The sequence below is a fragment of the Micromonospora yongxingensis genome, from assembly GCF_052601155.1.
Genome location: NZ_JBQXEO010000002.1, coordinates 38,969 through 57,261, shown reverse-complemented (window position 1 = coordinate 57,261; position 18,293 = coordinate 38,969). Strand labels below are relative to the sequence as shown.

Below are 18,293 nucleotides of genomic sequence, written 5' to 3'. Positions count from 1 at the left end.
GACCTCTCCACCCGTTCCAACTTTCAGAAAGGCAAGTCCTCACATGCGTAAATTCTTCGGCACGTCGGTGGTGGCCATCAGTGCCGCTGCCATGCTGGCCCTGGCCGGCTGCGGCTCCGGCCGTGACGGCGACAGCGGCTCCGGCGGCGAGGCGGCCAAGGGCTTCCCGGCGAACTCCCTGATCGGTGTGGCCCTGCCGGCCAAGACCTCGGAGAACTGGGTCCTCGCCGGTGACCTCTTCACCAACGGTCTCAAGGAGGCCGGTTTCCAGGCTGACGTGCAGTACGCCGGCGCGTCGACCACGGTGGCCGACCAGCAGGCCCAGATCACCGCCATGACCACCAAGGGCGCCAAGGTGATCGTCATCGGCGCGACCGACGCCGCGCAGCTGTCGACCCAGGTCGCCGCGGCCCACGCCGCCGGCGTGAAGGTCATCGCGTACGACCGGCTCATCACCAACACGCCGGACCTCGACTACTACGTCGCGTTCGACAACTTCAAGGTCGGCCAGCTCCAGGGCCAGGCCCTGCTGGACGGCATGAAGGCCAAGAAGCCGAACGGCCCGTACAACATCGAGCTGTTCTCCGGCTCGCCGGACGACAACAACGCCGGTGTCTTCTTCAACGGCGCGATGAGCGTGCTCAAGCCGGAGATCGACAAGGGCAACGTGGTCGTCGCCTCGAAGCAGACCGACGTCAAGCAGACCGCCATCCAGGGCTGGAAGGCCGAGGGTGCGCAGGCCCGCATGGACCAGCTGCTGACCTCGACCTACGGCAACAAGGAGCTGGACGGCGTCCTCTCCCCGAACGACACGCTGGCCCGCGCCATCCTGACCTCGGTCAAGGGTGCTGGCAAGCCGACCCCGGTCGTCACCGGCCAGGACTCCGAGGTCGAGTCGGTCAAGTCGATCGTCGCTGGCGAGCAGTACATGACGATCAACAAGGACACGCGGAACCTGGTCAAGGAGACCATCAACATGGTCAAGGCTCTCCAGGCCGGTAACACCCCGCAGGTGAACGACACCAAGTCCTACAACAACGGCAGCAAGGTCGTCGACACGTACCTGCTCCCGCCGGTCGCCGTCACCAAGGCCAACGCGGCTGAGGCGTACGCCAACGACCCGAAGCTCGCGCCGCTCACCAAGTAATCACCGCTCGGTAGGCAGCAACGCCGATGGGTCCCGGATCTCTTCGTCCGGGACCCATCGTCGTCCTGGCACCCCCGCACCACCCGCCACCGACCCGGAAGGAGGCCTGACCGTGGAGACACCCGTCCGGTTCAGGCCATCCGGCGTCGGCCGCAACCCCGAATCCCCGCAACCCGCGGCTCCCGGCGCGAGCCAGGAGGAGATCCGGCGGCAGAACCTCGGCGCCGTCCTGCGCTACGTCCACCTGCACGGTCCGACGTCCCGGGCCGAGCTGACCAGCCGGCTCGGCCTCAACCGCAGCACCATCGGCGCGCTCGCGGCCGACCTCGTCGCGAGTGGCCTGGTCACCGAGGAGGCGCCGACCACCGCGCGCCGCGCCGGTCGCCCGTCGCTGGTGGTCAGCCCGCGCTCCGACCGCGTCTACGCGCACGCGCTGAGCATCGACGCGGACCGGCTGCGCGCCGCACGGGTCGGCCTCGGCGGCAGCATCCTCGACCTTCGCGAGGTCGCCCGCCGTCCCGGCACGTCGGTGGTCGACGCCGTCGGGCCGCTGGCCGACCTCGTCCGCGACATGGAACGCTCCGTGGCCGCCGACGCCCTGCTGGTCGGCGGCGCGGTCGCGGTCACCGACACCACCCGGGACCGGGACGGCCGGATCCGGATAGCCGGCGTCGACGAGACCCTCGGCGCCGCGCTGGCGGCCGAGTTCACCGCCGGCCCGGGTTTCGTGGCCGGCGACCTGGCCGACATCGCCGGCCTGGCCGAGCACGTCCGTGGCGTCGCGGCCGGCGTCGACGACCTCATCTACCTGCACGGTGACCTCGGCATCAGCGCCGGCCTCATCATCGGCGGCCGGCTCGTGATCGGGCACCGGGGCCACAGCGGCAAGGTCGGCCACATGGTGGTCAACCCGAACGGGCTGCCCTGTGGGTGCGGCTCACGCGGGTGCTGGGAGACCGAGATCGGTGAGGCGGCGCTGCTGCGGCACGCCGGCCGGGACCCGGCCGACCGTGCGGCGGTGGCCGAGGTGCTGCGCGCGGCGGCGGACGGCGACCGCACGGCCCGTGAGGCGGTCGAGCGGGTCGCCGACTGGCTCGGCTTCGGCGTCGCCAACCTGGTCAACGTGGTCAACCCGGACGCCGTGGTGTTCGGCGGCTCGCTGCGCGACATCTTCACCGCCGGAGCGGACACGGTCCGCAGCCGGCTGGACGCGATGCCCCTGCCGGTCTCCCGTGAGCACCTGCGCCTGGAGCCGGCGGCACTCGGCCGCGACGCCGTCCTGATCGGTGCCGCCGAACTGGCCTTCGACAAGCTGCTGGCCGATCCGCTGAACGTCGGCGTCGTGGGTCAGCCCGGGGCCGACCCGGCTTAGCCCGTCGAGCCGTCGGCCCCAGGGCGACGAGTCCCTCAGAGCGGCGGCAGTTCCTCCACCACGCTGGTGCCGCTGCCCGGTCGGGACTCCCACGACCAGCTCTCGTTCAGCCGGAGCCGGCCGTCGGGCAGCACCGACACCTCGGAGACGCAGTGCCCGGAGGAGGTCTGGCCGTCGGTGTTGAGCTGGACGTACCGGAAGTCCAACCGATCGCCGTCACGGGTGCCGACGAGGTGACCGCGCCGGATGGACCCGCCGGCGTACTCGGCCCAGACCTCGTCCGCCCTCTCGTGGTAGGCGAACACGGTCTCGGTGCCGACCTCGCCGGCGACGACATCGGCCACGGCGGCGAAGCGGCGCCCGTCCAACGAGATCGTCATGGCGCCGAACGTACCCGGGCCGCGTCGCCGGTGCGCCCCCGGTGGCCAGCCACCGGGGGCGCCATCGGTCAGCCTGCCGGGCGCAGCACCCGACCGGGACCGGCGGCGTTGTCCGCGGCGGCCTGGCTGCGCTGGGTGCCGGTGACGCAGACGTCGTCACCGAGGAACGCCTCGCGCCACACGTAGCCGGCGACGCAGGTGTGCGGCCCGTACGGGCCGCTGACCCAGCGGCTGGCGGCGACCGCGTTGTCCGCCAGGACCTGAGAGCGGGTCGTGCCGGTCACGCAGACGTAGTCGGACTGGTCGGCGTCGCGCCAGACGTACCCACTGACGCAGGTGTTCGGGCCGGACACCAACCGCGCCGGGTTGCGCCGCGCCGCGGCGGCGGCGTTGTCCGCGGCGGCCTGAGTGCGCTGTGCCCCGATGACGCAGACGTCGTCCCCGGCGTACGCCTCGCGCCACACGTAGCCGGCGACGCAGGTGTGCGGCCCGTACGGGCCGTTCACCCAGCGGCTCGCCGCGGCGGCGTTGTCCGCCCACACCTGGCTGCGGGTGGCGCCGGTGACACAGACCACGTCACCGGGGCGGGCCTCCCGCCAGACGTACCCCTGCAGGCAACGGTTGACCACGTCGGTGGTCACGGTCACCGAGGCGGCGTTGCCGGAGAGCCAGTTCACGCCGATCTGGACGCCGTTGGCGTTGAGCGACTGCGCCGGCCCGCCGCCGGGCCCGGTACGCAGCAGCGTCGGGGTGCCGTTGCGGACCTCGTGCAGCAGCACGGTGTCGGCGGGGATGCCGGCGCTCCAGCCGGTCTTCCGGCGGAACTCGACGGTGTAGTAGTGGAACAGGTCGGCCGGGTCGAACGGGATCCGCACCAGTTGCGGGCCGCTCGCCGCCGGCACCTCCAGCGGTGCCAGCGTCAGGGTTCGCGAGGCCACCCCGTCGGCGGCCATCGTGAACACCCGGTTCTTCGGCAGCCAGCCCAGCTCGTCACGGTGGGGTCCGTTGAGCCCGACGGCGCTGGTGCCGTAGTTCGCGGTGCCGAAGGCGTAGATGTGCATGGCGCTCATCTCGTCCCACGGGTCGTCGTACTCGCCCGGCTGGGACCATGGCGCGTTCTGGTACGTGGTGTCGTTGGAGAACGAGTGCCCCAGGTTGTAGCCGTGCAGCATCTCGTGCGCGGCGAAGCCGACGTTCCACGCGCCCGGGTCGAGCAGCACCCGACCGCCGGCCGCCCCGGAATCCACCCAGTCGTTGAGCATGACCGCGATGCGGTTGCCGGCGGGCACCCCGTAGCCGGCCGCCGCGGCGGTGTCCACACAGCGCTGGATCCGCGTCCACCGGTCGATCGACTGGAACTGCGCCAGCGTGTACGGCATGGTGTACCAGCCCCGGACGACCGAGCCCGCCAGCGACACCCGCCCGCCGGACTGGTCGGCCAGGTAGTCCGCCACCCCGCCGGTGCCGATTCCGGCCGCGGTGAGGAAGTTGGCGAAGTGCGCCGGCGTCTTCGGCTCGGCAGGCTTGTCGCTGAACTTGCACAGCAGCACCGACCAGGCGGTCGCGTTGCGGATCGGGCTGGCGGTCGCCGGGGCGGCCGGCAGCGCCACGGCGCCCAGCGCGGCGCAGGCGAGCGCCACGGCCGACGCGGCGACCCGACGGAGGATTCTGGACTTCACACGCACTCCCATCCCTGTGGCCCGGCCGACCCGGTCCTGAGGTCCACATCGGAGCACTCCCAGTGATCGTGTGGGCACTTTCAGTCGCGTTGGCGACGGGCCGGAATCCGACTTCGCCGGTCGACGCGGCGCCGGGGCGTCGCCGTTAGGCTCGACGGCGTGGTGGTGCACCAGCTCGATCGGGCGCAGGCACGGAGGGTCGCCGTCCGGGCGCAACTCCTCGCCGCCCCGAGGCCGACCGACCTGCTGGCGGTGGTGCGTCAGCTGACGCTCCTGCAGATCGACCCGACGGCCGCCGTCGCGCCGAGCGCGGACCTGGTCGCCTGGAGCCGGCTCGGCCCGTCGTACCAGCCGGCCGACTTGCAGCGGTCTCTGGAACGCGACCGGACGCTCTTCGAGCATCAGGCGATGGTGCGGCCGATGGACGACCTGGGTCTCTACCTCGCCGCCATGGCGGCCTGGCCCACGCACGAGCGGCCACGCGAGTGGCTGCGCCGCAACGACTCGTTCCGCCGCGAGGTGCTCGACCTGCTCGGCCGTTCCGGGCCGCTGCTCTCCCGCGACATCCCCGACACGTGCGTGGTGCCGTGGCCGTCATCGGGGTGGACCAACAACCGCAACGTCACCCAGATGCTGGAGTTCCTGGTCCTGCGCGGCGAGGTTGCGATCGCCGGCCGCCAGGGCCGGCAGCGACTCTGGGACGTGGCGGAACGGGTCTACCCGCCCGGCACGCCCGTCGTCCCGCTGGAACAGGCGCACCGGCTTCGCAACGAGCGGCGACTGCGGGCGCTGGGCATCGCCCGGGAGAAGGCGGTGGTCGTCCCCGGCGAGCCGGCGGATGTGGGTGACGCCGGTGAGCCGGCGGTCGTCGAGGGCGTCCCGGGGGTCTGGCGCGTCGACCCGGCCGCGCTCGGGCAACCCTTCACCGGGCGTACCGCGGTGCTGTCGCCCTTCGACCGACTGGTGCACGACCGGGTCCGTCTCGCGGAGCTGTTCGAGTACGAGTACGTGCTGGAGATGTACAAGCCGAAGGCCAGCCGACGGTGGGGCTACTTCGCGTTGCCGATCCTGCACGGCGACCGGCTGGTCGGGAAAATCGACGCCACGGCGGACCGCCGGCGCGGCACGCTCACCGTGCACGCCGTCCACGAGGACGTGCCCTTCACCCGCGAGGTGACCCGGGCCGTGCACGACGAGCTGTACGACCTGGCGACCTGGCTGAAACTGACCGCCGAGGGCCTGCGCTGAGGCGTGATCGCCGGGGCCGTCGTGCGCCCCGGCGACCAGCGTCGTGGTGCTAGGCGATCCGACGGACCCGGCGGACGGCGAGGTAGAGCAGGAGCAGGGCCAGGGCGACGAAGATCCCCGTCTCGATGCCCTGGAACAGCCAGAACCGGTCCGCCGGCTGGTAGAGCTGCCAGTTGTACGCGCCGGGCTCGATGCCGAGCTCGGCTCCGCAGGCCCGCCCGTCCGGCCCCTTTCCACCGGGCGGGCACTGGATCCGGGTGTCCTCCGCGATCATCGTCCCGTCGGGGTTCCGGACGCCCTGGGTGAGGATCCAGTCCCCCCGGCTGACCTCCAGGGGCCCGTCCCCCTCGATCGGGAAGGTCTGGGTGCGGGCGGGCTGGTAGTGCGGTCGGGCCAGGACCTCCACCGCCGCTCGTACGCCGATGAAGCCGGCCAACGTGATGCCCATGGCGGGCAGCATCCGCTTCCACACTGTGCCCGCGAAGACGCCCAGCGCCACGGCGAAGAGGGTGTACCCGATCGGGACGACGCCCTGGAGGTCGAAGACGACCATGCCGAGCCGTCCCTCGTGTGCGGCCTGGGTGAGCGGCTCGACCCACCACGACATGCCCAGCCCGTAGCCGACCGCGAGGACCACCACGGCGGAGCCGACCAGCCCGAACTTCACCAGCGCCCAGCGGGTGCGGCCGACGCCCTGGGTCCAGACGAACCGATGTGTGCCGTGTTCCACCTCGCGGGCCACCAGCGGGGCACCCCAGAACAGGCCGACCAGCACGGGCAGGGTGAGCAGCAGCACGGCCACCAGGTTCAGGCTGCCGTACCGGTTGGTGAAGCGGCGGAAGCCCGCGTCGCAGGTGTCCCGGGTCGCCGCCGCCACGTTGGTGTCGGCGAGCTGGCGTGCACAGTCCGCCAGCCCGAGGTCCGCGAAGCTGTGCCGCATCGACAGGCCGATCGGCACCATCAGGGCGGCGAGCGCCGCGAACCCCAGCAGGGTGAAGAACGCCTGCTTGCGGTGTTGCCGCCAGGTCAGCCAGATCATGCCGGCACCCCCCACTCGCTGTGACTGGTCTGCGTGACACCGTCGGCCAGGTAGGCGAGGACGACGTCCTCCAGGCCGATCTCGCGTACCGCCCAGGCGGGATCGGTGATCGGCCCGTCGGTCTGGACCAGCAGCGTGGACTGCCGGTCGGTGTGACTGGCCCGGACCACGGCGGCGACGCCCCCGATCGCGCCACCGTCGTGCCGCGGGCCGACCAGCTGCCGGTGCCCGGCCACCAGGTCGTCGACCGTGCCGGCGAGCTGCACCTGGGCGGCGTTGAGCACGATCAGGTAGTCGCAGACCCGTTCCAGGTCGGCCAGCAGGTGCGAGGAGAGCAGGACCGTGGTCCCGGAGTCCGCGACACTGCCCATCAGCGACTGGAGGAACTCCCGCCGGGCCAGCGGGTCGAGGCTGGCGACCGGTTCGTCGAGCAGCAGCAGCCGGGGCTGTTTGGCCAGTGCCAGGGCGAGCGCCACCTGGGCCCGTTGCCCGCCGGAGAGTTTGCCGACCGGCCGGTCGGGCGGAATGCCGAGCTGGGCCAGCCGGGTACGGGCCAGCGCCCCGTCCCACCGCCGGTTCAGCTTGCCGCCGGCGATCACCAGCTCGGCGGCGGTGAAGTCCCGGTACAGCGGGGTGTCCTGGGCGACGAACCCGATGTCGGCCAGGCCCTCCGTGTCGCCGTACGGCGATCTGCCGAACACCCGTATCGCGCCCGCGTCGGGCTTGAGTAACCCGACGGCCAGGTGCAGCAGTGTGCTCTTGCCCGCGCCGTTCGGCCCGACCAGCGCGGCGATCCGCCCGGCCGGCACGTGCAGGGAGCAGTCCCGCAGCGCCCAGGTGCTGCCGTACCGCTTGCCCAGCCGGTCGGCTTCCAAGACCATGTCCATCCTCTGTCCTCTCATTCCGCTCGGGCCACCGCTGTGCGGTGACGCGCACGGCTGCTGGTTCGCTCGCTGTGCCTGAGGTTTCGCTCGCCGCGCTCGCTCACGCGGGCTCCTTCTGCGGGGTGTCGTCGGCGAGGGTGGCTCGCAGCGTGGTCTCCACCAGGGCGATGACGTCCTCGGCCGTGAGGCCGGCGGCCTGCGCCCGGTGCAGCCACGCGACCAGGTCCTCGCGCAACTCGGCCTGGTTGGGCAGGGACGCGCCGGCCAGGGTGCGCTGGACGAACGTGCCCACCCCCGGTCGGCCGCCGACCAGACCCTCGATCTCCAGCTCCCGGTACGCCTTCAGCACGGTGTTCGGGTTGATCGCCAGTGACTGCGCGACGTCCCGGACCTTCGGCAACTGGTCGCCCGGCACGAGCAGGCCGACCCGCAGCGCCTGTTTCACCTGCTGCACGAGCTGCATGTAGGTGTTCACCTTCGACCGGCTGTCCAGTAAGAACTCGATCACTCGAGACGATCCTTCCTGTTGTCCTACGACAGTAGGACTAATAGACAGCTTCACGGGGAGTGCGACCGCTGTCAAGGGCGCCACGGTGAGTCGACGCGAACGGGGGACTCCGGCGCCAGGTGGGCGGGTGCCGGCCACGGCGTGTAGGCCCGATCGGAGCGGGTACCGCGATCGGGCTGGTCGGGGGCCTGACCGGCGACGAGCCGAGATGCCGTACTGCGGAAGGGTCCTGCCGTGGGGTCGAGCCGGATCGGGTGGACGGGCGGAAGCCGGGTGCGAGCGGATCCGGCGGCCCGTCGGCCGCTGACCCGGCTCGCCGCGGCCGGCCTGGCCGCGCACGTGTTCTTCGAGTTGGGCGCCGGCGTCGGCATGCCGGCGGCCTCCGTCCTGGGCCCGGTGCCCGCCGCGGGGCTGTGGGCCGTGGGCGCTGGGACCCTGTGGCGGACGGCCGCCACCCGCCCGGCGTCCAGCGACGCCGTGTTCGCCCTCTGCAACGGCGCCGGACTGGCGGCGGTGCTCGCCCACCTGCGGGGCTGGCCGCGCCGGCGAACCCGGCTGGGCCTGCCGTGGCTGCGTGAGTGCGAAGGGCTGGGGCCGGACCTGATGCCGTTCTACAACCCGATCCTGTACGTGTCGGGTGTGGCCGCCCTGGCCGGGTCGCTGCTGGAGAACCGCTCGGCGCCGCGCTACCTGCCGCTGCTGACGCTCGGCCTGGTGCCGCTGTTCATCGTGACCCAGCACTCCGAGCACTGGCGGCTGCGCGACATCGCGCGGCGCCGGCCGGGCTGGTGGAACCGCCGGTTGCAGCAGCCCGAATGACCCGACTCAGACCGTCGTGCCCCGTGCGGTCACGTTCGGCGGCCCTCGTCGCGGGTGGGGATCTCCTGACGCTGTTCGAGGACGTCCGCCGCGTTGGCGTCGGCCGGCAGCGACGTCGCGTCCTCCAGCGTGCCCCCCGGCAGGGCACCCTGCTCGGCCAGGTCGGCCTCGGTGGCCTCCGGGTCCACGTCACCCGACATCCGGTCCGGCGGCCCTGTGTCGACCGCGTCCTGTCGTTGCTCCAGGGCGTCCGCCTCCGGCGGGGGGAACGTGTCGCCCTGGTCATCCCGGTACGTGCTCATCGCGGCCTCCTACCCGGCGGGAGCCGACCATCCCGCCGGGCGCTCGCCTACCCGCCACCGTCCGACTCACGCCTGGTGGCGGGCATCCGCGCGTCAGCCGTGGTGCGCGCACCGGCCCGAGGTCGCGCCGCGCACCGTGGTCGGGGAGCCGAGGTCGACCGGCGCCGGGCCGGACCCCGAACAGACCAGCGAGCCCACCTGGCCGCCGGAGAGGATCGGCGCCGTCGCGGTGCCGGCGCCGCTCAGTACCAGTCGACCGCTCACCCGCGCCCCCACCACCGTGACGTGGTCGGTGGTGCCGGCCAGCGTCACCGCGCCCCGCACGTCGGTGTTCAGCACCTCGACGGCGGTGGCGCCGGTCGACACGAGGCTCCCGGCGATCGAGGACCGCTCGGCGACCAGGGCGGCGCCGGGTCGGACGGTCACCGGACCCGACACGGTCGCCGTTCGCAGGCAGGTGACACCGCTGGTCACCACCAGGGGACCGGCGTGCCGGCCGGAGACCACGCTGGTGCAGGCCGGCGGCGACGGGATCAGCGTGGCCACGAACGAGCGGGCCGCGCCGACGTTGCCGACGGCGTCGATGCCCCGGTACTCGATTGTGTGCCGGCCGTAGCCGGGGGACCGCTCGGCGAACGGGGACACCGACAGGCCGCCGGAGCCGAGGTTGCCGTAGACCAGGCCGTCCACGTCGGTGCCGGTGGCGGTGAACAGGAACGGCGACCGGGCGTCGGTCGGCCAGCCGTAGTAGTTGTGCCAGCCGTCGCCGTCGAGCCGGAACTCCGAGGTCACCTGCCCGGTGCCGTCGTCGGTGCCGGTCAACCCCATGGTGAACGGGCCGTTGTACACGTACTCGGTTGGCCGGCCGGGCCGGGTCGTGGTGAGCAGTGGCTCGGAGACGGCGTACCCGACCTCGGGCCGGGTCGCGTCGACCGTCCAGGTGCGGGTCACCGCCTCCCGGGTCACCGGGTCGCTGACGCGGGCGGTCAGCCGGTGGGTGCCACGCGACAGGCGCAGGCTGCCCAGGTCGAGGTCCCGATCGTTGCCGGCGTCGGCCACCGGCCGGCCGTCGAGCGACCAGCGCACGCCCGGCACGCGGTCGGAGGGCTGGCTGGTCCGTACGTACACGACGTCGCGCGCGCCGACCGGTCGGTCCGTGGCGGTGGACCCGGTGATCGTCAGCGGCTCGGCCACCGGCGGGGTGTGCGCTCCGGTGTCCACGGTCCAGGAGCGGATCTGGGTCAGCGCGGGGGAGCTGCGGACCGCCGGGTCGCGGACGAACGAGGTCGGGTCGGTCACCGTGGCGGTGACCGTGTGCCGCCCTGGCCCCAGCCGCAGCTTCCGCAGGTCCAGGTGGCGGGCATTGCCGGTACGCGGCACCGCCCTGCCGTCGACCGCCCAGCTGACGGCCAGCGCGTGGCTCACCGGGTGCAGGGTGTCCACCCAGAGCACCCGGTCCGCGCCGACCGGCTGGCCGGTGGCCGTGCCGCCCTCCAGGATGCCGACCCGGGCGGCGATCCGCTCGGTCATCTGCTCCCGGGCGACCTGGTCGAAGTAGAAGCCCAGCGACTTCATCATCGAGTGCCGGCTGGGCCGCCACACCCCGCGCTGGAGGTACAGCCCACCCTCGTAGCGACCGATCGTGCCGCCGGACTCGCTCGGCTCGCCCAGCCAGCGCCACCACTTGGCCCGGGTGTCGCGCATCTGCTGCTCGGTCAGCACCGTGTGGTGCACCGAGTCGGGCTCCGGCCCGGTGTACGTGTCACCGGGCACGCCACGGCCGTAGTAGTCGTACTCGTCCTGCAACTCGCCGAGCGAGTGCCCGAGTTCGTGTGGACTGATCAGCGCGGAGAGGGCGTTGCCGCCGGAGGCGGTCGCGTTGCGGCCGCCCGCGCCGCCGTAGGTGTCGCTGTTGGCCAGCGCGATCAGCTGCCGGTTACCCGGGTTGGTCCCGGCGGCCAGGTCGGCGTACGCGTTCGCCGCCGCGCCGTCGACGGTCAGCAGCCGCTGCACGCTCGCCGGGTTGCAGCCACCCCAGAAGCCCATGTCCAGCGCCGTGTCCCGCTGCGGCGCGGACAGGCCGGGGTCGCAGTCCACCCCGGATTCGGCGGAGGCGATCTCGACGGCGTAGACGTTGAAGTAGCTGCGGTAGGACTTGAACGGCTCGATTGTCCACAGCGTGTTGAGGTGCCGCTCCACGTGCGACCGGAACGTCGGCAGGTCGGCCTCGGTGTAGCCGTCGCCCAGCAGCACCAGGTTGAACCGTTTCGCCGGGTCGCCGGTGACCTGGATCGGCACCACGGTGGCGCTGTCGGCCGGCGCGGCGGCGGCCGGTGTGGCGGTGACCATCCCGGTCGCGAGCATCACCGCGACGCACAACCCCGCTCTGATCCGCACCTGGGCTCCCCTCCGTGTGCCGGCCGGCCCGATCGGGCACTGGACGCGGGGGCGCCGTCGTCCGCGCCTGCCGTGACCGCGGTCATCTGGACCGTACCCGGGCGCCGGCCGGCGCATAACCCTCTGCCGTCCTGAATGGAAAGCGTGACGCCGGCCGCCGGGGCGGGCGGCGCCGGTCGACCGCTCGGCGCAGCCAGCACGGCGTTCGGCTCCCGACCGCGCCCGGTCGGCCCGGACCACCCGGCCATAGCCAAGCATCGATGGATACGTCCAGCTGTGGGCGTCGTTTTCGGCGGACGGCACCACCACCGAGGTCCCTGGACGACCGGTGAGGAGAGGGATCGACCATGCGATGGAACGCACGACGGGCCGCCGCCGGCGGCTTCGGGCTCGTCCTCGGTGCCGTGCTGGCGCTGGCCCAGGTCGCACCCGCACAGGCCGAGTCGAACGGCGGGGTACGGGTGATGCCGCTCGGTGACTCGATCACCGACGGGTTCAACGTGCCCGGCGGGTACCGGATCAACCTGTGGCAGCGGCTGGCCGGCGGCGGCTACACCGTCGACTTCGTCGGCTCGCAGTACAACGGGCCCGCCAGCCTCGGCGATCACGACCACGAGGGCCACTCGGGCTGGCGCATCGACCAGCTCGACGCCACCATCGTGGCCTGGTTGCAGGCAACCACCCCTCGTACCGTGCTGCTGCACATCGGCACCAACGACGTGAACCAGAACCACGACCTGGCCAACGCGCCGGCCCGGCTCTCCGCCCTCATCGACAAGATCAGGTCGACGGCACCGGAGGCGGAGCTCTTCGTCGCCACCATCACCCCGGAGACCGACCCGACCCGGGAGGCGCGGGTGCAGGCGTACAACGCGGCGATCCCCGGGATCGTGGCGCAGAAGGGCGGGCGGGTGCACCTGGTCGATATGCACGCCGCCCTCACCACCGCCGACCTCGCCGACGGCGTCCACCCGAACGCCGGCGGCTACGACAGGATGGCGGCCCGCTGGTACGACGCGCTGCGATCCGTGCCCGGCAGCCTCATCGCGCCGGCCGGACCGCCGGTCGGCAGCCCCGTCGGCCTGGTCAACCCGAACTCCGGGCGCTGCCTCGACGTCTCCGGCGCCAGCACCACCCCCGGCGCCCCCACCATCATCTGGGACTGCCACAGCGGCGCCAACCAGCGCTGGACGCGTACCGCCGCCGGGGAGCTGCGGGTCTACGGCGACCGGTGCCTGGACGTGGCCGGCGGGGCGAGCGCCGACGGCACCACGGTGCAGATCTGGACCTGCAACGGCACCGGCGCGCAGCGTTTCACCTTCCGCGCGGACGGGGCGATCGTGCTCACCGCCGCCGGCAAGTGCGTCGATGTGGCGTCCTCCGCCACGGCCAACGGCACGAGGGTCCAGCTCTGGACCTGCAACGGCACCGGCGCCCAGCGCTGGGCCGTGCGGTAGCGGTCGCGGGCCGGTTCCCCGGTGGCGCGCGGGTCAGCCGACCAGCGCCACGGGGGACCGGTCCCGGCGCGGCCCCGCGGCCAGCCCCAGCGCCAGCAGCGCGCACACCGCGCCGACCAGGAACAGCAGCGAGGCCGTCGGCTGGCCCAGCCACTCCCACGGTGGGTGCCACGCCGGGTGCGGCTCGGCGAGGTGGTGCGTGAACAGGTACGGCGCGGTCAGCAGCACCGGCAGCCACCACAGCACCATCGTCACGCCGAACAGGATGCTCGCCGCCGTGCCGTTCACCCGGCGCCCCTCGGTGCGTCGGCTGGCCCAGCCGAAGACCAGCCAACCGGCCGCCGCTCCCAGCGGCGCGCCGAGCACCCCGGCCGGGACCACGGCCGGCGGTGGCGCCCGGTGCAGCTCGACCGCCAGGTAGGTGGCGTCGACGGCGGTCTGGGAGGAGATCGAGGCGTTCAGGATCGTGTCGCCACGTCGGGCGACCAGGGTGGTGTCGGTGATCTCCATCGGGGTCGCGCAGAGCTTGTCCGCGCAGCCCACGCCGCCGGACACCTCCGGGTCGTACACCCGCCAGCCGCCATCGGTCAGGCGTTGCCGGGCCACCGCGACGATCTGCTCGGCGGGCACCGGCGGTGCGCCGGTGGCACCGGCGCCGGTGGCGCTCTCCTGATACTCGCCGCCGTCGCCGAGCAGCACCGACCTGACGTTACGCAGGGTCAGCGGGTGCCCGTAGACGACGAAGAGCGCGGGCGGGATCTCGATGTCACCGAGGTCGTGGCCGGGGAAGACCTCGCTCAGGATGGCGGCGGCCTCGGCCCGGTCGGGTTGGGGCCGAGAGGTCTCCCAGGCGGCACGGCTGGCCAACGCGCCGCCGAAGAGACCGCAGACGACCGTGGCGAGCGCGGCCCACGCGACGACCGTGCGGCTGGCCGGGCGGCCGAGCCGGCAGCGCAGCCCGGCCCGGACCAGGTCGACGGCCTCCCGGGCGGTGGGCCGGGTGCGGCCGGCCGGTGCCGCGTCGAGCAGCAGCGCGATCACCTCCGCCGCACGGGCCCGTCGCCAGTCACGGGGATAGAAGCGCAGCAACCGCCGGTACCGGCGGGCCAACACCTCGGTCGTCGGCATGGCCATCCTTCCAAGGTCAGGCGGGGCGGGAACGCAGGTGACGCAGCCGCGCCTCGGCGGCGGTGGTGAGCTGGCGGAGCCGGGCCGTCTCCGCCTCGAGTGCGGTGATGCCGCCGCCGGTGAGCCGGTAGTAGCGGCGTAGCCGCCCGTCGACGGTCTCGTCGTGGTCGTGCGCGATCAGCCCTTCGGCGGCGAGCCGGTCCAGGGCGGTGTAGAGGGTGCCGGCCAGCAGGGTGACCCGCCCGGCCGACAGGTCGGCGACCTCACGGACGATCCCGTAGCCGTGCCGTGGACCGTTGGCGAGCGCGGTGAGGATGAGGAACGTCGGCTCGCGCATGCCTGGCATGCCGGCACTATAGATAGATCATCGATGTATGAGCAAGGATCGGGTCCGGTCCCGCCGACGGGCACCGCCGGCGGGCGGGATCAGCCAGGATTGGCGGGGCGGCCGGGCCACGGCCGCGACGAGGAGGACGGGCGATGGGGGTACGGCAGCGGCACGCTCGCGCCGGTGCGGCACTGGTCACCGCCCTCGTCGGCGCGGTGGCGCTGGCACCGGGCACGGCCGTGGCCGGCGCGCCGGGGGCCGGGACGCCGGTGTGCGAGGTGCGCGACGACCGGCTCACCGAGATCTCCGGGATGGCCGCCACGGACACCGGGTACGTGGTGGTCAACGACGGTGCCGACAGCGAGGCCAACCGCCGCATCTTCTTCCTCGACCGGCGATGCGCGGTGGTGCGGACGGTCGGCTACCCCTCCCGGCCCCGGGACACCGAGGACCTGGCGGTCGGCCCCGACGGCACCGTCTGGGTCGCCGACATCGGCGACAACGACCGCTCCCGGGAGACCGTCGCGCTGTGGCGGCTCGCGCCGGACGCGGACCGGCCGGTGCTGCACCGGATGACCTACCCGGACGGCCCGCACGACGCGGAGGCGCTGCTGATCGACGCCGGCGGCCGGCCGCTGATCATCACGAAGGGCGGCGGCAGCGTCTCGCTGTACGCGCCCACCACCGCGCTGCGGCCGGCCGCAACCACGCCACTGGCCCCGGTCGGCCAGGTGGACCTGCCGACCAGCACGACCAGCAACCCGTACTCCTTCCTCGGTCGAGGCGTGGTCACCGGCGCGGCGAACGCACCGGACGGGCGCCGGGTGGTGCTGCGCAGCTACGCCGACGCGTTCGAGTACGACGTGCCCGACGGCGACGTGGTCGCCGCGCTGACCACCGGCACGCCGCGGGTCACACCGTTGCCGGACGAGCCCCAGGGCGAGTCGATCACCTACAGCCGGGACGGCCGTTCCCTGCTCACGGTCTCCGAGTCCGCCGACCAGCCGGCGGGCACCCGCCCGACCGTTCTGCGGTACCCCGCCTCGACGGCGCCGGCCGCCTCCCCGCGCCGCCCGGAGCCGACCACGGCCGGCCCGGTGGCGGCCACCCCGGTCCGCCCGGAGGGCGAGGTGGTCGCCGCCGCCAACCGGATCTGGCCGATCGCGGCAGGCGCCGGGACACTGTTGGCGCTGCTCGGGCTGGCCGGGTTGCTCCGGTCGCGGCGCGCCGCCCGTCGGTGACCGACGGGCGGGCGCGGACAGCCGCGGTGGCTCATCCGCCGCAGACGGCCGACCGGGGCCGGCGCTCCCCGACCCGGGGGACCGGGCCGATGCGACAGGATGGGTGCATGTCCGTGCTGTCCGTGTTGCGCCACCCGATCGTCGTCGCCCCGATGGCCGGCGGTCCGTCCACGCCAGCGCTCGTGGCGGCCGCCTCCGCCGCCGGCGGGTTGGGCTTCCTCGCCGCCGGGATGATCGACGCCGGCCGGCTGGCCGCCGACATGGCCGAGGTTCGCGGCCGCACCGACCGGCCGTTCGGGGTCAACGTCTTCCTGCCCGGCCCCGGCACAGTGGACGAGGCCGCCATCCGGGCGTACGCGGACCGGCTCGCCCCGGAGGCCGGTCAGCACGGGGTGACCCTGGGCGAGCCGGCGGGCGGCGACGACGGGTACCCGGAGAAGATCGCCCTGCTGCTCGCCGAACCGGTCCCGGTGGTGTCCTTCGCGTTCGGGCTGCCCGACCGTGCCGCGGTGGCCGCCCTGCACGAGCGGGGCACCGAGGTGTGGGCCACGGTAACCCGGCCGGATGCCGCCACGACCGCCGCGGACCTCGGCGTGGACGTCGTGGTGGTGCAGGGCACCGAGGCCGGCGGGCACCGCGGCGGCCTTCCGGACGACGACGACTACGCGCTGCTGCCGCTGCTCCGGCTGGTCGCCGCCGGGTGCGACCGCCCGCTGGTGGCGGCCGGGGGCGTCGTCGACGGCCCGGGGGTGGCCGCCGTGCTCGCCGCCGGCGCCGCCGCCGCGCAACTCGGTACGGCCTTCCTGCGCTGCCCCGAGGCCGGCAGCTCGCCGATGCACCGGGCGGCGGTGGCCAGTTCGGCACCGACGGCCCTGACCCGGGCGTACACCGGCAAGCGGGCGCGCGGTGTGGTGAACGACTTCCTGCGCCGGCACGACGCGGCGGCACCGACCGGCTACCCGCAGGTGCTGCACCTGACGCGTCCGCTGCTCGCCGCCGCCCGACGCGACAGCGACGCCTCGGTGGCCAACCTCTGGGCCGGGCAGGCGCACGCCCTCGCCCGGGACGTGCCGGCGGCCGAGCTGGTCGCCGAGCTGAGCGCCGGTGCCCGGGCCGCGTTGGCGGCGGCGGCGGACCGTTCCGCACGCTGGGGCTGACGGGTCACCGACGACGGCCCGGGCCGGGCGGGACGGGCCGGACGCGAAACCCGTAGAGTCGCGCCGTGATCGAGATCGGCGCGCAGGTCGACCTGTCCCACCCGCCCGACCGGGTCTGGCTCGCACTGACGGATGCGGAGCTGCTCGGCCGGTGGTTCGCCGAGGCCGAGACGGTGGCGGGGGTGCCGGACCGGCTGGTGCTGCAGACTGCCGGGTTGCCCGGCTTCGACGCGAACGTCGAGGTCGAGGTGACCGAGCGACGGGTGCCCGAGCTGTTGGCGTTGCGGTGCGACGAGGCCGGTCGGCTCACCGAGCTGACCTGCACCGTCACCGCCACGAAGCAGGGCTGCCGGCTGGCGGTGCGAGAGGTCACGACGCACGGCGTGTGGTCCGCCGAGCAGCACGAACCGCGCGAGCAGCAGCTCCGGCAGGCCCTGACCGTGCGCCTGCCGGCCATTCTCGACTGGCTCGCCTTCCAGAAGGTCGACCTGAGTCGCGGCGAGGTCGGTATGGCCACCGAACTGCCGACGATCGGCGCGCCCGGCGCCGGCCCGGCCCGGGCACGCCGCCGCCGTCGCACGGTGGTCGCGGTGCTGGCCGGGGCCGTACTGGTCGCGGGGCTGGCAGCGTGGGTCACGTTGCCGGGCGAGCCGGACAGCGCCGCCGCACCGGCCCCGGCGACACCGTCGCCGACGGCGTCGTCGTCCGGGGCGACGGTCGCGCCCACCGGCACACCGAGGTCCGTGGCCTCGGCGCGCCCTTCGCGGACCCTCGCGTCGGCGACCCCCCGACCGAGCCGGACGCCGGTGGCGAAACCGTCGCCCACCCTCGCCCCGGTCCCGGCGCCGCCACCGCTGACGGCTGGCTACCGCACCGACTCCAGCCGACTGTTCGGTTACACGGGTGAGGTGGTGGTCGGCAACCCGGGTGGCGCGCCGGTGGCGGACTGGGCCGTGGTGGTCACCCTCCCCGAGGACAGCAGCGTCGACGATGTCGACGGCGCCGACGTGCGGCGGGAGGGACGGACGCTCACCTTCACCGGGCCGGCCGTGCCAGCCGGCGGGTCGCACACGTTCCGCTTCGAAGTCCGCGACAGCCGCCCCAAGGCCCGGGAGCCGGAGAGCTGCACAGTGGGCGGCAACCCGTGCGCGGGCCTGTGACCGTGGGCCGATAGCGGCCCGACCCGAGGTCGGTCGGCCGGTCGTCC

Annotated in this window: 17 protein-coding genes; 8 read left to right on the top strand and 9 right to left on the bottom strand. The window is 73.7% G+C overall.

The window, feature by feature from the left end; all coding sequences use genetic code 11:
* Window positions 1-43 precede the first annotated feature (43 nt).
* Both ACTWLT_RS03430 and ACTWLT_RS03425 read left to right on the top strand, forming a co-directional pair.
* Window positions 44-1,147: a substrate-binding domain-containing protein gene (locus ACTWLT_RS03430; protein WP_252419495.1), complete on the top strand. Its 1,104-nt coding sequence runs from the start codon at window positions 44-46 to the stop codon at window positions 1,145-1,147.
* Window positions 1,148-1,259: 112 nt separating this feature from the next.
* The gene (locus tag ACTWLT_RS03425) at window positions 1,260-2,519 is read left to right on the top strand and encodes an ROK family transcriptional regulator (RefSeq protein ID WP_252419496.1); all 1,260 of its coding nucleotides are present in this window, start codon (window positions 1,260-1,262) and stop codon (window positions 2,517-2,519) included.
* A gap of 35 nt (window positions 2,520-2,554) precedes the next feature.
* Here ACTWLT_RS03425 and ACTWLT_RS03420 read toward each other — a convergent pair whose 3' ends face one another.
* Together ACTWLT_RS03420 and ACTWLT_RS03415 are read right to left on the bottom strand one after the other, a co-directional pair.
* Window positions 2,555-2,899: an avidin-fold protein gene (locus tag ACTWLT_RS03420; protein ID WP_445317094.1), complete on the bottom strand. Its 345-nt coding sequence runs from the start codon at window positions 2,897-2,899 to the stop codon at window positions 2,555-2,557.
* Window positions 2,900-2,967: 68 nt separating this feature from the next.
* Window positions 2,968-4,578, bottom strand: coding sequence for a metallopeptidase domain-containing protein (locus ACTWLT_RS03415; RefSeq protein WP_445317093.1), 1,611 nt, complete (start codon window positions 4,576-4,578; stop codon window positions 2,968-2,970).
* A gap of 159 nt (window positions 4,579-4,737) precedes the next feature.
* Between ACTWLT_RS03415 and ACTWLT_RS03410 the strand changes: the two genes are divergently transcribed.
* Window positions 4,738-5,826: a DNA glycosylase AlkZ-like family protein gene (locus ACTWLT_RS03410; protein ID WP_445317092.1), complete on the top strand. Its 1,089-nt coding sequence runs from the start codon at window positions 4,738-4,740 to the stop codon at window positions 5,824-5,826.
* Between the two features lie 49 nt (window positions 5,827-5,875).
* Here ACTWLT_RS03410 and ACTWLT_RS03405 read toward each other — a convergent pair whose 3' ends face one another.
* The 3 genes from ACTWLT_RS03405 to ACTWLT_RS03395 all read right to left on the bottom strand — a co-directional run bounded on the left by ACTWLT_RS03405 (window position 5,876) and on the right by ACTWLT_RS03395 (window position 8,257).
* Window positions 5,876-6,865 carry an ABC-2 membrane transporter-related protein gene (locus ACTWLT_RS03405; RefSeq protein WP_252419500.1) on the bottom strand — a complete coding sequence of 330 codons (990 nt, stop codon included), beginning with the start codon at window positions 6,863-6,865 and terminating at the stop codon, window positions 5,876-5,878.
* On the bottom strand, window positions 6,862-7,752 hold the full coding sequence (locus ACTWLT_RS03400; RefSeq protein WP_252419501.1) for an ABC transporter ATP-binding protein: 891 nt from the start codon (window positions 7,750-7,752) through the stop codon (window positions 6,862-6,864). Before ACTWLT_RS03400 ends, ACTWLT_RS03405 begins: the two co-directional genes overlap by 4 nt.
* A gap of 97 nt (window positions 7,753-7,849) precedes the next feature.
* On the bottom strand, window positions 7,850-8,257 hold the full coding sequence (locus ACTWLT_RS03395; RefSeq protein ID WP_445317091.1) for a GntR family transcriptional regulator: 408 nt from the start codon (window positions 8,255-8,257) through the stop codon (window positions 7,850-7,852).
* A gap of 273 nt (window positions 8,258-8,530) precedes the next feature.
* Between ACTWLT_RS03395 and ACTWLT_RS03390 the strand changes: the two genes are divergently transcribed.
* Window positions 8,531-9,076 carry a hypothetical protein gene (locus ACTWLT_RS03390; RefSeq protein ID WP_445317090.1) on the top strand — a complete coding sequence of 182 codons (546 nt, stop codon included), beginning with the start codon at window positions 8,531-8,533 and terminating at the stop codon, window positions 9,074-9,076.
* A gap of 29 nt (window positions 9,077-9,105) precedes the next feature.
* On the opposite strand, the gene ACTWLT_RS03385 is transcribed toward ACTWLT_RS03390, so the two are convergent.
* Complete coding sequence (locus tag ACTWLT_RS03385) at window positions 9,106-9,378, bottom strand: hypothetical protein (protein WP_252419504.1); 273 nt, start codon at window positions 9,376-9,378, stop codon at window positions 9,106-9,108.
* Window positions 9,379-9,471: 93 nt separating this feature from the next.
* Window positions 9,472-11,775 carry a M64 family metallopeptidase gene (locus ACTWLT_RS03380; RefSeq protein WP_445317089.1) on the bottom strand — a complete coding sequence of 768 codons (2,304 nt, stop codon included), beginning with the start codon at window positions 11,773-11,775 and terminating at the stop codon, window positions 9,472-9,474.
* A 347-nt stretch (window positions 11,776-12,122) separates the two neighbouring features.
* On the opposite strand from ACTWLT_RS03380, the gene ACTWLT_RS03375 reads away from it, so the two are divergent.
* A complete protein-coding gene (locus ACTWLT_RS03375) occupies window positions 12,123-13,232 on the top strand; it encodes an RICIN domain-containing protein (protein WP_445317088.1) in 1,110 nt (369 codons plus the stop codon).
* 33 nt (window positions 13,233-13,265) lie between these two features.
* Here the strand turns inward: ACTWLT_RS03375 and ACTWLT_RS03370 are convergent, their stop codons facing one another.
* Together ACTWLT_RS03370 and ACTWLT_RS03365 are read right to left on the bottom strand one after the other, a co-directional pair.
* On the bottom strand, window positions 13,266-14,360 hold the full coding sequence (locus ACTWLT_RS03370) for a hypothetical protein (RefSeq protein ID WP_445317087.1): 1,095 nt from the start codon (window positions 14,358-14,360) through the stop codon (window positions 13,266-13,268).
* A gap of 16 nt (window positions 14,361-14,376) precedes the next feature.
* Window positions 14,377-14,697, bottom strand: coding sequence for a PadR family transcriptional regulator (locus tag ACTWLT_RS03365; protein ID WP_252419552.1), 321 nt, complete (start codon window positions 14,695-14,697; stop codon window positions 14,377-14,379).
* A gap of 143 nt (window positions 14,698-14,840) precedes the next feature.
* On the opposite strand from ACTWLT_RS03365, the gene ACTWLT_RS03360 reads away from it, so the two are divergent.
* From ACTWLT_RS03360 to ACTWLT_RS03350, 3 genes are all read left to right on the top strand, one after another.
* The gene (locus tag ACTWLT_RS03360; protein WP_445317086.1) at window positions 14,841-15,929 is read left to right on the top strand and encodes an NHL repeat-containing protein; all 1,089 of its coding nucleotides are present in this window, start codon (window positions 14,841-14,843) and stop codon (window positions 15,927-15,929) included.
* A gap of 107 nt (window positions 15,930-16,036) precedes the next feature.
* Window positions 16,037-17,086, top strand: coding sequence for a nitronate monooxygenase (locus tag ACTWLT_RS03355; RefSeq protein ID WP_445317085.1), 1,050 nt, complete (start codon window positions 16,037-16,039; stop codon window positions 17,084-17,086).
* A 65-nt stretch (window positions 17,087-17,151) separates the two neighbouring features.
* Window positions 17,152-18,246 carry a cellulose binding domain-containing protein gene (locus ACTWLT_RS03350; protein ID WP_445317084.1) on the top strand — a complete coding sequence of 365 codons (1,095 nt, stop codon included), beginning with the start codon at window positions 17,152-17,154 and terminating at the stop codon, window positions 18,244-18,246.
* Window positions 18,247-18,293 lie beyond the last annotated feature (47 nt).